At 73.3% G+C, this 14917-nt stretch carries 15 protein-coding genes; 8 read left to right on the top strand and 7 right to left on the bottom strand.

Going from position 1 to position 14917, the window contains the following annotated elements; translation table 11 throughout:
- Window positions 1-61 precede the first annotated feature (61 nt).
- The 7 genes from ACWGJM_RS28180 to lgt all read left to right on the top strand — a co-directional run bounded on the left by ACWGJM_RS28180 (window position 62) and on the right by lgt (window position 5893).
- Entirely contained in the window at window positions 62-505 is a 444-nt protein-coding gene (locus ACWGJM_RS28180; RefSeq protein WP_453414520.1) for a DUF2752 domain-containing protein, read from the top strand.
- Between the two features lie 189 nt (window positions 506-694).
- Window positions 695-1504, top strand: a complete 810-nt coding sequence (gene trpC / locus ACWGJM_RS28175; protein WP_453414513.1) for an indole-3-glycerol phosphate synthase TrpC — start codon at window positions 695-697, stop codon at window positions 1502-1504.
- A 21-nt stretch (window positions 1505-1525) separates the two neighbouring features.
- On the top strand, window positions 1526-1750 hold the full coding sequence (gene trpM / locus ACWGJM_RS28170) for a tryptophan biosynthesis modulator TrpM (RefSeq protein WP_453414512.1): 225 nt from the start codon (window positions 1526-1528) through the stop codon (window positions 1748-1750).
- Window positions 1751-1829: 79 nt separating this feature from the next.
- On the top strand, window positions 1830-3113 hold the full coding sequence (gene trpB / locus ACWGJM_RS28165) for a tryptophan synthase subunit beta (protein ID WP_453414511.1): 1284 nt from the start codon (window positions 1830-1832) through the stop codon (window positions 3111-3113).
- On the top strand, window positions 3110-3928 hold the full coding sequence (gene trpA / locus ACWGJM_RS28160; protein WP_453414510.1) for a tryptophan synthase subunit alpha: 819 nt from the start codon (window positions 3110-3112) through the stop codon (window positions 3926-3928). The genes trpB and trpA overlap by 4 nt, the downstream gene beginning before the upstream one ends.
- Before the next feature lie 74 nt (window positions 3929-4002).
- Entirely contained in the window at window positions 4003-4779 is a 777-nt protein-coding gene (locus ACWGJM_RS28155; protein WP_453414509.1) for a DsbA family protein, read from the top strand.
- 109 nt (window positions 4780-4888) lie between these two features.
- Window positions 4889-5893, top strand: coding sequence for a prolipoprotein diacylglyceryl transferase (lgt, locus tag ACWGJM_RS28150; RefSeq protein WP_453414508.1), 1005 nt, complete (start codon window positions 4889-4891; stop codon window positions 5891-5893).
- A gap of 82 nt (window positions 5894-5975) precedes the next feature.
- Here lgt and ACWGJM_RS28145 read toward each other — a convergent pair whose 3' ends face one another.
- From ACWGJM_RS28145 to ACWGJM_RS28115, 7 genes are all read right to left on the bottom strand, one after another.
- On the bottom strand, window positions 5976-6788 hold the full coding sequence (locus tag ACWGJM_RS28145; RefSeq protein WP_453414507.1) for an HpcH/HpaI aldolase/citrate lyase family protein: 813 nt from the start codon (window positions 6786-6788) through the stop codon (window positions 5976-5978).
- On the bottom strand, window positions 6785-7978 hold the full coding sequence (locus tag ACWGJM_RS28140) for a CaiB/BaiF CoA transferase family protein (RefSeq protein ID WP_453414506.1): 1194 nt from the start codon (window positions 7976-7978) through the stop codon (window positions 6785-6787). The genes ACWGJM_RS28145 and ACWGJM_RS28140 overlap by 4 nt, the downstream gene beginning before the upstream one ends.
- Before the next feature lie 71 nt (window positions 7979-8049).
- Window positions 8050-8943, bottom strand: coding sequence for a ribokinase (rbsK, locus tag ACWGJM_RS28135; RefSeq protein ID WP_453414505.1), 894 nt, complete (start codon window positions 8941-8943; stop codon window positions 8050-8052).
- Window positions 8940-10316: an ADP-ribosylglycohydrolase family protein gene (locus tag ACWGJM_RS28130; protein WP_453414504.1), complete on the bottom strand. Its 1377-nt coding sequence runs from the start codon at window positions 10314-10316 to the stop codon at window positions 8940-8942. Before ACWGJM_RS28130 ends, rbsK begins: the two co-directional genes overlap by 4 nt.
- Window positions 10304-11479, bottom strand: a complete 1176-nt coding sequence (locus ACWGJM_RS28125) for an ADP-ribosylglycohydrolase family protein (RefSeq protein ID WP_453414503.1) — start codon at window positions 11477-11479, stop codon at window positions 10304-10306. Before ACWGJM_RS28125 ends, ACWGJM_RS28130 begins: the two co-directional genes overlap by 13 nt.
- Window positions 11480-11486: 7 nt before the next feature.
- A complete protein-coding gene (locus ACWGJM_RS28120; protein WP_453414502.1) occupies window positions 11487-12602 on the bottom strand; it encodes an ADP-ribosylglycohydrolase family protein in 1116 nt (371 codons plus the stop codon).
- Window positions 12599-13690 carry an ADP-ribosylglycohydrolase family protein gene (locus ACWGJM_RS28115; RefSeq protein ID WP_453414501.1) on the bottom strand — a complete coding sequence of 364 codons (1092 nt, stop codon included), beginning with the start codon at window positions 13688-13690 and terminating at the stop codon, window positions 12599-12601. Before ACWGJM_RS28115 ends, ACWGJM_RS28120 begins: the two co-directional genes overlap by 4 nt.
- A gap of 238 nt (window positions 13691-13928) precedes the next feature.
- Here ACWGJM_RS28115 and ACWGJM_RS28110 point away from each other — a divergent pair, with 238 nt between their 5' ends.
- A complete protein-coding gene (locus ACWGJM_RS28110) occupies window positions 13929-14660 on the top strand; it encodes a VIT1/CCC1 transporter family protein (RefSeq protein WP_453414500.1) in 732 nt (243 codons plus the stop codon).
- Window positions 14661-14917: the final 257 nt, after the last annotated feature.

Genomic DNA, 14917 nt, shown 5'->3' with positions numbered 1-14917 from the left:
GGCCGGCACCGCTGAGGTGCCGGCCGCCCCTCACGCGCGCGTGCGGCCCGTACGGGGCAGAATGCGAGGCGTGAACGCCCGCAGCCCCAGCGCCCTCGGGACGCCCACCGCCCGGTGGGGAAGGCTCACCGTGCCCGCCGGGATCCTCACGGCCGTCGCCGGGGCCTTCGCCTACGTCGGTGCCGTCGACCCCAACCAGCCCGGCCACTACCCGGTGTGCCCCCTGCTGCGCTACACCGGCCTGTACTGCCCCGGCTGCGGCGGCCTGCGCAGCGCGCACGCCTTCGTCCACGGGGACCTCCTCACCGCGCTCCAGGACAACGCGGCGGCCGTGGCCGGCTATCTGGGTTTCGCCGCGCTGTGGACCGTCTGGGCGGTCCGCGCGGTACGCGGACGCCCGCTGCGGATCGACCCCTCTCCGGCGCAGCTCTGGGCCGCCGGGGCGTTGCTGCTGGTGTTCACCGTCGTCCGGAACCTGCCGTTCGGCGGCTGGCTGCACCCTTGACCAGCGGGTGAACGTCCAGGGTGGGGGCCCTCCAGCCCGAGCCGTGCGAAGCTGGTTCAAGGGTGGGGGAGGGACCGGCGTCAACCGGATGCGAGGCCTGCGCCCTCCTCCGGATACCATCGCAGTGACCATGGCTTTTCAATGGCTTTTCAACCGTCTGGAACAACCGTCTGGAAGGGGGCCGCTCGCGTGAGTGTGCTCGACGAGATCATCGACGGAGTCCGTGCCGACCTCGCGGAGCGGCAGGCGCGCGTCAGCCTCGACGAGCTCAAGGAGCGCGTGGCGAAGGGTCCCGCCGCCAAGGACGGCGTGGCCGCGCTGCGCGGCGAGGGCGTCAAGGTCATCTGTGAGGTGAAGCGCTCCAGCCCGTCCAAGGGCGCGCTGGCCGCGATCGCCGACCCCGCCGGGCTCGCCGCGGACTACGAGGCGGGCGGCGCGGCCGTCATCTCGGTCCTCACCGAACAGCGCCGCTTCGGCGGCTCGCTGGCCGACCTGGAGGCCGTCCGGGCCCGCGTGGACATCCCGGTCCTGCGCAAGGACTTCATCGTCACGTCGTACCAGCTGTGGGAGGCCCGGGCGTACGGCGCCGACCTCGCGCTGCTGATCGTCGCCGCCCTCGACCAGCCGGCCCTGGAGTCGCTGATCGAGCGCGCCGTCTCCATCGGCCTCACCCCGCTCGTCGAGGTGCACGACGAGGACGAGGTCGAGCGCGCGGTGGACGCGGGCGCCAAGGTGATCGGCGTCAACGCGCGCAACCTCAGGACGCTGGAGGTCGACCGCGGCACGTTCGAGCGCGTCGCCCCGGAGATCCCGAACCACATCGTCAAGATCGCCGAGTCCGGCGTCCGCGGCCCCCACGACCTCATCGCCTACGCCAACGCGGGCGCCGACGCGGTCCTGGTCGGTGAGTCCCTCGTGACCGGCCGCGACCCCAAGACGGCGGTGGCCGACCTGGTGGCGGCGGGGGAGCACCCGGCACTGCGGCACGGCCGGGGCTGATTTCCCGCTAGGCTGAACCCGATGACTCTGACCGTGACCACCGTGGACCGGCACGCCCGCCTGGCGCGCGGCTGCCGCCCGAGGGGCTGCCGAGCCCCCGCGAGGCGTGTCCACGGTCGTCGCGTCCGATACGTCATCGGTGACGAGCCCGGACAGGTGAACGGTCGGCGATGGCAGCGCCCCTTCAGGGGCGCGGGGCTGTATTTGATCTGCGGCTACCGCCGCGCGGGCGCGACAAGCCACTGACGGCTCGCAGTCAACGGACGAACCCCCGCCCCCACGGCGAACAGTGTCTTTTCACACGCACTCACCGTGAGGTATCCGCATGCCCAGCGACTTCTTCATCCCCGACCCGGAGGGTCAGGTCCCCAGCCCCGAAGGCTACTTCGGGGCCTTCGGCGGCAAGTTCATCCCGGAGGCCCTCGTCGCCGCCGTGGACGAGGTGGCCGTCGAGTACGACAAGGCCAAGCACGACCCCGAGTTCGCCCGCGAGCTCGACGACCTGCTGGTCAACTACACCGGCCGCCCCAGCTCTCTCACCGAGGTGCCCAGGTTCGCCGAACACGCCGGTGGCGCACGTGTCTTCCTGAAGCGGGAGGACCTCAATCACACCGGCTCTCACAAGATCAACAACGTGCTCGGCCAGGCCCTGCTGACCAGGCGCATGGGCAAGACCCGTGTCATCGCGGAGACCGGCGCCGGTCAGCACGGTGTCGCGACGGCGACGGCCTGCGCCCTGTTCGGCCTCGAGTGCACGATCTACATGGGCGAGATCGACACCGAGCGGCAGGCCCTCAACGTGGCCCGCATGCGCATGCTGGGCGCCGAGGTCATCGCCGTGAAGTCCGGCAGCCGCACGCTGAAGGACGCCATCAACGAGGCCTTCCGCGACTGGGTGGCCAACGTCGACCACACCCACTACCTCTTCGGTACGGTCGCCGGCCCCCACCCCTTCCCGGCCATGGTCCGCGACTTCCACCGTGTGATCGGCGTGGAGGCCCGCCGCCAGCTCCTGGAGCGGGCGGGACGCCTCCCGGACGCCGCAGTCGCCTGTGTCGGCGGCGGCTCCAACGCCATCGGCCTCTTCCACGCGTTCATCCCGGACGCGTCCGTCCGCCTGATCGGGTGCGAGCCGGCAGGCCACGGCGTCGAGACCGGCGAGCACGCGGCCACCCTGACCGCGGGCGAGCCCGGCATCCTGCACGGCTCCCGGTCCTACGTCCTTCAGGACGAGGAGGGCCAGATCACCGAGCCGTACTCGATCTCGGCCGGTCTGGACTACCCGGGCATCGGGCCCGAGCACTCCTACCTCAAGGACAGCGGCCGCGGTGAGTACCGGGCGGTCACCGACGACGCGGCGATGCAGGCCCTGCGCCTGCTGTCGCGGACCGAGGGCATCATCCCGGCGATCGAGAGCGCCCACGCGCTGGCCGGCGCCCTGGAGGTCGGCAAGGAGCTGGGCAAGGACGGGCTGATCTTGGTCAACCTGTCCGGTCGCGGCGACAAGGACATGGACACGGCCGCCCGCTACTTCGGCCTGTACGACACCGACGCCGAGGTCGCCGCCAACGCGGCCGACACCGCCGAGATCGAGGGGGACGCCAAGTGAGCGGAAACATCCAGCTGCTGTCGGACACCCTCGCCGCCGCCAAGGCCGAGGGCCGCTCCGCGCTCATCGCCTACCTCCCGGCCGGGTTCCCGACCGTGGACGGCGGCATCGCGGCGATCAAGGCCGTGCTCGACGGCGGAGCCGATGTCGTCGAGGTCGGTCTGCCGCACAGCGACCCCGTGCTCGACGGGCCCGTCATCCAGACCGCCGACGACATCGCCCTGCGCGGCGGCGTCAAGATCGCGCACGTCATGCGCACGGTCAAGGAGGCCTACGAGGCCACCGGCAAGCCGATCCTCGTCATGACGTACTGGAACCCCATCGACCGCTACGGCGTCGAGCGCTTCACCGCCGAGCTGGCCGAGGCGGGCGGCGCGGGCTGCATCCTGCCCGACCTGCCCGTGCAGGAGTCGGCGCTGTGGCGGGAGCACGCCGAGAAGCACGGCCTCGCCACGGTCTTCGTGGTGGCGCCGAGCAGCAAGGACGAGCGGCTCGGCGAGATCACCGCGGCGGGCAGCGGCTTCGTCTACGCGGCCTCGCTGATGGGCGTCACCGGCACCCGTGAGTCGGTCGGCGCGCAGGCGCAGGACCTGGTGGAGCGGACCCGCGCCACTGGAACCGACCTGCCCGTCTGCGTCGGGCTCGGTGTCTCCGACGCGGCCCAGGCCGCCGAGGTCGCCGGCTTCGCCGACGGCGTGATCGTCGGCTCGGCCTTCGTCAAGCGGATGCTGGACGCGCCGGACCACGCGGCGGGCGTCGAGGCGGTCCGCGCGCTCGCCGGTGAACTGGCGCAGGGCGTGCGCGGCCGGGGCTGACGCGTTCGGTCACTCGAACGAGTGGACCTGGGACCGGGGAGGCGCGCTGCGCCTCCCCGGTTCGTTCTGGGGGTGTGAGCGAGAAGAACCGTGAGGGAAAGCGCACCGCCCGGGAGCGGCTGGCGGTCGAGCGCGAGAAGCAGAAGTCCGCGGAGAAGCGACGGCGCGCGCTGATCGTCGGCGCGAGCGTCGTCTGTGTCCTGGGCCTCGCGGCGGTGATCGGAGTGATCGCCGCGAACTCGGGCAAGGAGAAGGGCGCCGCCAAGGCGGGCCCGGTCGTGGCGCCTTCGGGGGCACTGGGCAAGGACAGCCTCGCGATCCCGGTCGGCAAGGACGGCGCCAGGTCGACGCTCACGGTGTGGGAGGACTTCCGCTGCCCGGCCTGCCAGGCCTTCGAGACGGTGTACCGGCCGACGCTCCACGAGCTGACCGACGCGGGCAAGCTCAGAATCGAGTACCACCTGGTCACGCTGATCGACGGCAACCTCGGCGGCAGCGGATCCCGCCGCGCGGCCAACGCCGCGGCCTGCGCCCAGGACGCCGGAAAGTTCCGTGACTACCACGACGTGCTCTACCGGAACCAGCCCAAGGAGACCGACGACGCCTTCTCCAGCGACGCCAAGCTGACCGAGCTGGCGGGCAAGGCCCCCGGCCTGGACACGGCCGCCTTCCGCAAGTGCGTCAACGACGGCACGCACACCAGCTGGGTGGAGAAGTCCAACAAGGCCTTCCAGGCGGGCGGCTTCACCGGCACGCCGACCGTGCTGCTGGGCGGCAAGAACATCTACGAGGACCGCACGATGACCCCGGCCAAGCTGAAGCAGATGGTGGAGGAGGCCGACAAGGGTTAGTGGACGAGGGACAGCCGACGCGGGTGAGCGTTTCTCACGCCCCTGTTATGGACCCGTAGCCGGGCCGCCTGCCGTGGGCCCGGCCGGGCACGGTAGCGTCGACCCTGCCATGGAACTTGCCTACATTCCCAGCCCGTCGCGCGGGGTGATCCACCTCGGTCCCATTCCGCTGCGCGGCTATGCGTTCTGCATCATCATCGGCGTCTTCATTGCCGTCTGGCTCGGCAACAAGCGCTGGATCGCCCGCGGCGGGCAGGCCGGCACGGTGGCCGACATCGCGGTCTGGGCCGTGCCCTTCGGCCTGGTCGGCGGCCGTCTCTACCACGTGATCACGGACTACGAGCTGTACTTCAGCGAGGGCCGCGACTGGGTGGACGCCTTCAAGGTGTGGCAGGGCGGCCTCGGTATCTGGGGTGCCATCGCGCTGGGCGCGCTGGGCGCGTGGATCGGCTGCCGGCGACGGGGCATCCCGCTGCCCGCGTACGCCGACGCCATCGCTCCGGGCATCGCCTTCGCGCAGGCCATGGGCCGCTGGGGCAACTGGTTCAACCAGGAGCTGTACGGCCGCGAGACGCACGTTCCGTGGGCGCTGCACATCACCTCCTCCGAGGGCGGCCGGGTGCCGGGCTACTACCACCCGACGTTCCTGTACGAGTCCCTGTGGTGCATCGGCGTCGGCTTCCTGGTCATCTGGGCCGACCGCCGCTTCAAGCTGGGCCACGGCCGGGCGTTCGCGCTGTACGTCGCCGCGTACTGCGTGGGCCGCGGCTGGATCGAGTACATGCGCGTCGACGACGCTCACCACATCCTGGGGCTCAGGCTCAACGACTGGACCGCGATGATCGTGTTCCTGCTCGCGGTGGTCTACATGGTGATCTCGGCGAAAAGGCGGCCGGGACGGGAAGCGGTGGTCGAGCCGGGTGTCTCCGACGGTCCGGCCGAGGAGGAGACCGCGGTCACCGTCGAGGCCGAGGGCCAGGACGGGGACAAGGCCGAGGGCAAGGACGGGGACAAGGCCGAGCCGGATGCCGTGGAGGCCGAGGCCGAAGACAAGGCCGAGCCGGATGCCGTGGAGGCGAAGGACGAGGCCGAGTCGGCCGGTAAGAAGAGCTGACGCCAGGCGGTACGACGCCGAGGGCGCCCGGTCACGCGGCAGTAGCCGCACATGCGCAGAGGCCGGGCGCCCTCGCCGTGTCTCAGGACCTGTCCGCCAGCGCCAGCGTCCGCTGGGCCGCCGCCACCACCGCCGCGTCGATGAAGCGGCCGTCCGGCAGGGCCTGCGCGCCCTGGTCGGTCATGGCCGCCTTGACGATCGTCTCGGCCTGTTCCAGCTCGGCCTGGGTGGGGAGGTAGGCCCGCTCGATCACCGGGAGCTGGCGCGGGTGGATCGCGGCCCGGCCGAGGAAGCCCAGGGCGCGGCCGTGGGCGCAGGAGGCACTCAGGCCCGCCAGGTCACGGATGTCGGGGTGCACCGACTGGGGCGGCGGGGGCAGCCCGGCCGCGCGCGCGGCGACGACCACCCGGGAGCGGCACCAGTCGAGGCCCACGTCGTCCCGTACTCCCAGGTCGGCCCGGAGGTCCGCCTCGCCCAGGGCGATGCCCCGCAGCGACGGGTGCGCGGCGGCGACGGAGTAGGCCCGTTCGATGCCCAGCGCGCTCTCCAGCAGGGCGAACAGGGGCAGCGCGGTGCGCTCGGCCACGCCGACCACGTCCTGCGCCGACGTCACCTTGGGCAGCCGCAGCCCGGCCACCCCGCCGAGCGTGGCCACCTCCCGCACGTCCGCCGCCGCCCAGGGCCCGTCCAGGGCGTTGACCCGGACGTGCACGGGGACCGGCTGGGGCTCGGACAGCAGCTCGGCGGTGGCGGCGCGGGCGTACGCCTTGCGGTCGGGGGCGACCGCGTCCTCCAGGTCGACCACCACGACGTCCGCGCCGGAGGCCAGCGCCTTGGTGACGACGTGCGGGCGGTCACCGGGGGCGTACAGCCAGGTCAGCGGGAACGGGCTCACAGGGCGCCCTCCTCGCGCAGGGCGCGCAGCTCGTCCGGGGCCAGCCCCAGCTCGGTGAGGACGGCCTCGGTGTCCGCGCCGTGCGGGCGGCCCGCCCAGCGGATCGCGCCGGGTGTGGCGGACAGCCGGAAGAGGACGTTCTGCATGCGCAGCGGGCCGAGCTCCGGGTCGTCGACGGTGGTGACGGTGTCCAGGGCCTGGTACTGCGGGTCGGCCAGCACACCGCGTACGTCCTGGACCTCCGCGATCGCGGCCTCCGCCTTCTCGAAGGCCGCGAGGACCTCGGTGCGGGTCCGACCGGCGATCCAGCCGCCGACCGCCCGGTCCAGCACGTCGGCGTGCGCGGCCCGGCCGGCGCCGGTCGCGAACCACGGCTCGTCGATCAGCTCCGGTCTGCCCACCAGCCGCATCACCCGTTCCGCGACCGACTGGGCGGAGGTGGACACGGCGACCCAGGAGCCGTCGGCCGTGCGGTAGGTGTTGCGCGGGGCGTTGTTCGCGGACCGGTTGCCGGTGCGTTCCTGGACGTATCCGAGCTGGTCGTACCAGGTGGGCTGGGGGCCGAGGACGGTCAGGATCGGTTCGATGATCGCCATGTCGACGACCTGGCCGGCGCCGGTGCGTTCCCGCGCCGCGAGCGCGGTCATGACGGCATATGCCGTCGCCAGAGCGGCGATGGAGTCGGCGAGGCCGAACGGCGGGAGGGTCGGCGGGGCGTCCGGATCCCCGGTGATCGCCGCGAAGCCGCTCATCGCCTCGGCGAGGGTGCCGAAGCCGGGGCGGTGGGCGTACGGGCCGAACTGGCCGAACGCGGTGACCCTGGTGAGGATCAGGCGCGGGTTGGCGGCGGACAGCTCGTCCCAGCCCAGGTCCCACTTCTCCAGGGTGCCGGGGCGGAAGTTCTCGATCACCACGTCGGCGGTGGCGGCCAGCCGCAGCAGGGTGGTCCGGCCGCCCGGCTTGGACAGGTCCAGGGTGATCGTGCGCTTGTTGCGGCCGAGCAGCTTCCACCACAGGCCGACGCCGTGTTTGGCGGGGCCGTGGCCCCGGGACGGGTCGGGCTTCGCCGGATGTTCGACCTTGACGACCTCGGCGCCGAAGTCGCCGAGCAGGGTGGCGGCCAGCGGCCCGGCGAAGAGCGTGGCGAGATCGAGGACGCGCAGACCGCTGAGCGGTTGGCTGGTATTCATGCGGTCGGTACTCATGCGGTCGGTACTCATGCGGTCGGTACTCATGCGGTCGGTACTCATGTCGTTGGTACTCATGCGGTGTACCGCGCCTCGATCTCCGGGCGGTACGGCATCGACGCCGACGCCCCCTCCCGCTGGACGGAGATCGATGCCGCAGCGGCCGCCCAGGTCAGCGCCTCCCGGACCGGCCGCTCCTCGGCGAGGGCCACCGCGAGAGCGCCGACGAAGGTGTCGCCCGCGCCGGTGGAGTCCACGGCGGTCACCTGGGGAGCGGGCACCACGAGGGGTTCGGTGCCCCGGAGCACGTACAGGCAGCCCGCCGCGCCCAGGGTGATCACGACCTCCGGCACCCGGTCGAGCAGGGCGGCGGCCGCGTCGAGCGGGTCGGTGCGGCCGGTGAGGGTGGCCGCTTCGTACTCGTTGGGCACCAGCAGGTCGGTGGCGGCGAGCAGTTCGGGCGGGAGCGGCCGGGCGGGCGCCGGGGTGAGGACCGTACGGACGCCGTGCCGGCGGGCCGCCTCCGCGCCCGCGAGAACGCCCGCCGACGGGATCTCCAACTGGAGCAGCAGCGCGTCGGCGGAGGCGATGACGCCCTCGTCGCCCGGGGTGAGATGGTCGACGGTGCCGTTCGCGCCGGGGATCACGACGATCGCGTTGCCGCCCTCGTCGTCCACGACGATGTGCGCGGTGCCGGAGGGGCCCTCGACCGTGCGCAGGCTGTCGGTGTCCACGCCGGAGTGCTCCAGGGCGGAGCGCAGCCGGATGCCGAAGGCGTCGTTGCCGACCGCGCCGAGCATCGAGACCGTCGCGCCGGCGCGGGCCGCGGCGATCGCCTGGTTGGCGCCCTTGCCGCCGGGGATCGTACGGAACTCCCGTCCCGTGACGGTCTCCCCGCGCTGCGGGGCCTTCTCGACGTACGCGACCAGATCCATGTTCGTGCTGCCGAGTACGGCGATGTGGGTCATGGGTGGGTCACCTCCGGACGGGTGAGCGAGTGGGTGAGGTGGGCGAGGGCGTCGAAGCCGGTGCCGTCGAAGCCGGCGACGGATGTGGCGAGGCGGTTCTTCAGGGGGGCCGTCCAGCGGTGCGGGAGTGCGTCGGGGGAGCCGGCGAGGAGACCGGCGATGCTCCCGGCGGTCGCGCCGTTGGAATCGGTGTCCCAGCCGCCGGACACCGCCCGGCAGACGGAGCCGGTGAAGTCGCCGTCCGCGTGGGTGAGGGCGGCGGCGATGAGGGCGGTGTTGGGGATGGCGTGCACCCAGTGGTAGGTGGCGGAGTGGGTGGCGTGGAGTTCGTCCACGACCTCGTCGAAGTCCTGGTGGGACCGGGCGAGCCGGACGGCGTGGTCGATCGCCCCGGCCAGGCGGGAGCGGGAGGGGACCACCGTGCGGCCGGTGCGCAGACAGGCGTGGATGTCGTGGGTGCCGGTGGCGGCGGTGGCGATGGTGGCGGCGGTGAACATGGCCGCGTAGACGCCGTTGGCGGTGTGGGTGAGGGCGGCGTCGCGGTGGGCCTGTCCGGCGGCGGCGGCCGGGTCGCCCGGGTTGGTCCAGCCGTGGACGTCGGCGCGGATCAGGGCGCCGATCCATTCGCGGAAGGGGTTGCGGTGGCGGGCGGTGTGCGGGGGCTCGACGCCGGTGAGGAGGTTGCGCAGGGCGAGGCGTTCGGCGGTGAAGGTGCGGCCGGGCGGGAGTTCGTCCAGCCAGAGCCCCGCCACGTCGGTGGTGGTGAAGCTCCTGCCGTGGCGTCGCAGGAGGACGAGGTTGAGGAGGGGGTAGTTGAGGTCGTCGTCCTCGGGCATGCCGTCGATGTTCTCGGCGAGGGAGGTGGCGGCCGAGCGGCGGTTCCAGGGGTACGTCTCCGTCAGGTCCGCGGGGACTCCGCGGGCCGTGAACCAGGTGTTCAGTGGCCAGTTGCCGGTGGCGCGGGCCAGTCGGCGGATGCCCTCCAGGGGGAGCTTCTCCACCGGTTTGCCGAGGAGGCAGCCCACGGCCCTGCCGAGCCAGGCGGCTTCGAGGGCGAGCGGGGTGGGGGCACCACTGCCCGCGGGCCGGGTGGGCCAGGTTGGGCAGGCGGCCTTGATCCTCGCCAGGTCCGTCGGCTCGTCCTCCGCGAAGCGGCTGGGAAGGTCGGCCAGTTCGTCCAGCAGGTCCTCCGCCAGCGTCCGCAGATAGCGTGACGCCGGCCGCGCCGACGCTCCCGCCCGGGCCGGCGCCTCCCGGCCGCCCGCCGCCCTCCAGCGCGCCGCGATCGCCGACGGCTCACGGCCGTCCTGGCGGGCCTGGTGGAGTTCGTGACCGAGCAGGTCCTCCGGCTGGACCCAGGTCAGGCGGAGCATCCGGTGCCCCCGAGCCGAGCGAATGCCGCCTCGTGGGAGCGGCGGCGGCGGACGTCCCGCGCGAACACCTCCCGGGTCACCTCGGCCAGTGCGCGCGCCGGTTCCCACAGGTCCAGGCGGCTGGCCTCGGCCACCGCCTTCGACCAGTCCTCCGGGACCGGTGAGCCGAGTGCGCCGGCGAGGGCGCCCGCCATCGTGGCGATGGAGTCGCAGTCCCGGCCGTAGTTGACCGCGCCCAGGACCGCCTGCCGGTAGTCGCCGCCGGAGACGAGCAACATGCCCAGCGCGACGGGGAGTTCCTCGATCGAGTGCAGCCGGGAGGGGCGGCGGGCGCCGAGGGAGGGGGTGCGGTAGTCGGGGCCCACCGTGTCGTAGGGGGCGACCGCCTCTCGGACCGGGGCCAGGGCCGACTCGAAGTCCCGGTGGTCGCCCGCCACTTGGCAGACCCGGTCGATCGCCTCCCGTGTGCCGTCCTTCGCCAGGTCCAGGCACGCGGCCACCACCGACTCCGGCGTCGCGTCCGGCGTGGTCGCCGCCGCCACCGCCGCCGCGAAGACGCCGGCCGCCTCACGGCCGTACGACGACTGGTGCGCGCCTGCGACGTCCAGCGCCTCGGCGTACGCGCCCGCCGGGTTGGCCGCGTTGACCAGGCCGACGGGGGCCATGTACATCGCCGCGCCGCAGTTGACGATGTTGCCGGTGCCCGCCTCGCGCGGGTCGACATGGCCGTAGGCCAGCCGGGCCACCAGCCATTTCTCCGCCAGGAAGATCCGCTGTAGCGGGAGTGCCTCCGCCTCCAGCTCCGGGATCCAGCGCGGGGTGGTCATCAGGTCGGGGACCAGGTGGTCGGCGATCGCGTACGCGTCCAGGTGGTCGCGGACCCGGGCGTACACCCGGACCAGGGCGTGGGTCATCAGGGTGTCGTCGGTGACGTGTCCGTCGCCCTTGTGGTACGGCGCGATCGGGCGGGCGGTGCGCCAGGCGTCGCCGTTCCAGGGGCCGACGATGCCATGGACGCGGCCGCCGTGGCGCTCGGCGATCTGGTCGGGGGAGTAGCCCTCGACGGGGCCGCCGAGCGCGTCGCCGACGGCGGCGCCGACCAGTGCCCCGGTGATCCGTTCGTCCAGACCGGCCCCGCTGTTTTCTTCTCCTTTGGGCGTCATGCCCGAATCATCCCCCTGGTCGGGCCGGTTGCGTGGCTTCCAGGAGTCCGGCGAGTTCCACCAGGTCGGTGCCGGTCAGACGGGGCAGGGCACAGCCCGAGAGGGTGCGGCAGGCGTCCCGCCAGGCCTGCGGGATCGTCTCGCCGCCGCCCAGCGCGCCGGTCAGCGCGCCGGCCAGGGCGGGGGCGGAGTCGGCGACCCGGGACAGGCAGGCCGCGGCGGGGACCGCCTCGCCGATCCGGCCGCGGGCCGCGGTGGCCAGGGCCAGGGCGACCGGGACGGTCTCGGCGGCGGCGATGCCGTAGCTGTAGACGTGGTCGACGATCTGGTGTTCCAGCAGCGGGACCAGCCCGAAGGCGGTGTCGGTGTCCTCGACGAGGGCCAGCGCGTGGCGGGCGTTGCGGCCGATCTCCGTCTCCCCGGGCAGCTCGGCGAGCGCCGCCGCCACACACGCCCCGGCCTCGGCCCCGGCGAGCGCGAGCGCCAGGGCCGCCGCCATCGCCCTGGCGCCGTGCACGCCGTCGCCGTCCTGGGTGTAGCGGGCGTCGAACTCGGCGAGGGCGGCGGCGCGTGCGGGATCGCCGGGGTGGGCCACGGCGAGCACACAGGCCCGTACACAGGCCGCGTCGTCGAAGTAGTGCGGGTTGTCGTGGCCGGTGGCGGGCGGACGCAGACCGGCGGCGAGATTGCCGAGTCCGGCGCGGACCGAGATCCGGGCGCGCAGCGGCAGCACCGCCGATTCCACCTCGGGGGCGCGTTCGGCGGCCGCCGCGACCTCGGAGGCGACGGCGGTCCAGGTCAGGTCGATGGCGGCGCGCATCCGGCGGTCCCGGCTCAGGTCCCCGAGCGCGCTGTCGTCCCCGGCGCGCAGCACCGCCTCCGCCGCGAACGCCGCCCACTCGGCGTCGTCGGAGGGCCCGAGCCGCAGCGGCTCCGGCGGCTGGTTGAGCGCGATCGGCACCGGCAGCGTGGTCGTCGCGTTGTGCTCGGCGAAGGTGTCCAGCTCGCGCGTGAGCCGCCGCGTCCACTCGGGCATCCGCACGGCCCGGTGCCGCGCGGCGGGCCACCCGGCGGCGTCCCCGGCGGCGAGCCCGAGGAGCAGGCCTTCGATGCGGCGGGTCATGGCCGTACCTCGCTGTCCAGGTCTCCGGCGCCGGTGGTGGTCAGCAGGCGGCTGCCGGCGAGGAGCTGTTCCACCGTCGGCAGGAAGTCGGGCACCACCACTTCCGCCCCCCATTTCCCGCCCTCCTCCGGCACCAGCAGCTCGGCCACGTCCAGCACGTGGTGGCCCGCCATCGAGGGCAGGCAGCTGCCGCGGGCCGGACCGATCGCGGCGGCCCAGTCGGCGGGGATCGCCGAGACGCCCTGGGTCGCCCCGGCCAGGGCGCCCGCGACCGCGGCCGTGGTGTCGGCGTCGCGGCCCATGTTCACGGCCGTGAGCACCGCCTCCCTGAGGTCGCCGTCGGCCGCCGCGTACGCGCCGAAGGCCAGGGCGACCGCCTCGGGGGCCAGGTCGGTCCAGGGGTAGCCGCCGATGACGACGGCGGAGCGGACCGCGCGTTCCCCGTGGTGGGCGACGGCCACCGCGCGGCGCAGCGAGCGGGCCGTCCAGGAGTCCTCCGGGACCACCGCGAGGGCGGCGGCCACCACGGCGACGGTCGGCGCGCCCGCCATCGCCGCCGCGACCCCGGCCGCCACCGCCTGGCCGCCGTAGATGCCCTCGCCCTCGTGGCTGACCGAACCGTCGATCGCCACCAGCCGGGCCGCCTCGGCCGGGCGGCCCGCCGCGAACACCCCGAAGGGGGCCGCCCGCATCGCCAGGCCGTCGCTCCACGCGTGCCGGTGCTGTGCGGAGATGGGGGCGGCCAGGCCCCGGCGGAGGTTCTCCAGGGTGCCGCGCTCACTGAAGCCCGCGCCCCGGAAGGGGCCCTCGTGGCCGTCGGCGATCCACTCGTGCCAGGCCGCCTCGACGTGGGCGGGGGTGAGCGCCGAACCGTGCCGGGCCAGCAGGAGCCCGGAGAAGATCGCGTACTCGGTGTCGTCCGTGCCGGCCGGCCTCTCGGCCACGTACCCGGTGATGCGGCCCCAGCGGGCGCGGATCTCGGAGGGCTTCATGTTCTCGGCCGGTGCCCCGAGCGCGTCCCCGACGGCCAGACCGAGCAGCGCGCCGCGCGCCCGTTCGCGGACCGATGCCATAGGGGCCGATGCCATGCGGGCCTCACCTCCGGGGGAGCTCCGCCCGGGGCGCGGAGCCCTTTGCGGAGGTGTCCCACAGGAGCGGCCCGGTAGCGCCTCCGATGCCGCCAAGTCACCCGGTCGGGGCCAAAACCGCAGGTTAGCCGAGCCTTTCCTTGCTGGCGGGGACGGAATCCGAGGCGTACGTTCGGTGTTGTCAAAAAGTAGAACTCATCCAAAGTTAGCTATGGCTAAGCTTCCTGGGGGACCCCTGATGGCCATCATCGAGACCGAGGCGGTGCTGCACGAGGCGCACCGTGACAATCACACGCACCGGGATGTGAACGGCGGCTGGCTGCGCCCCGCGGTGTTCGGTGCGATGGACGGCCTGGTCTCCAACCTCGCCCTGCTGACCGGCGTCGCGGGCGGTTCGGTCGGCCAGCACACCATTGTGATCACGGGCCTCGCGGGCCTCGCCGCCGGGGCCTTCTCCATGGCGGCCGGTGAGTACACCTCCGTCGCCTCGCAGCGCGAGCTCGTCGAGGCCGAACTGGATGTCGAACGCCGCGAGCTGCGCAAGCACCCCCAGGACGAGGAGGCCGAGCTCGCCGCGCTCTACCAGGCACGCGGCGTCGAGCCGGAGCTGGCCCGCGAGGTGGCCCGGCAGCTGTCCCGCGACCCCGAGCAGGCGCTGGAGATACACGCCCGCGAGGAACTGGGCATCGACCCCGGCGACCTGCCGTCGCCGCTGGTAGCGGCCGTGTCCTCGTTCGGATCCTTCGCGCTGGGCGCCCTGCTGCCCGTACTGCCGTTCCTGCTGGGCGCGACCACGCTGTGGCCGGCCGTACTGCTGGCCCTCGTCGGACTGTTCGGCTGCGGTGCCGTGGTGGCCAGGGTGACCGCGCGCAGCTGGTGGTACAGCGGGCTGCGGCAGCTCGCGCTCGGCGGCGCCGCGGCCGGTGTGACGTACGCCCTGGGCAGCCTGTTCGGAACGGCCGTAGGATAGTGCGACCGCTACTTATGCGTTGGGCCGCATAAGTAGCCGTTACTTGCTGGTTTCGAATGCTTAATCACCGGGCATGAGCCGTAAGCGCTGCGGGCAATGAGGCCTGCCGTGCACCCGTGGGGCGGGCGACGACGCTTCTCCCGTCCCCTCCGGCCGACCGACACCGATCTGACCGATCGTGTCCGGATCGGTCCCCACACACTTCCACCGCGCTGTGCGGCACCCCACCGCCACCCCGTGGTGTCCGCATGTTGGAA

Source organism: Streptomyces sp. NPDC054834 (genome assembly GCF_053611185.1).
This window is presented reverse-complemented; position numbering and strand designations above follow the sequence as displayed.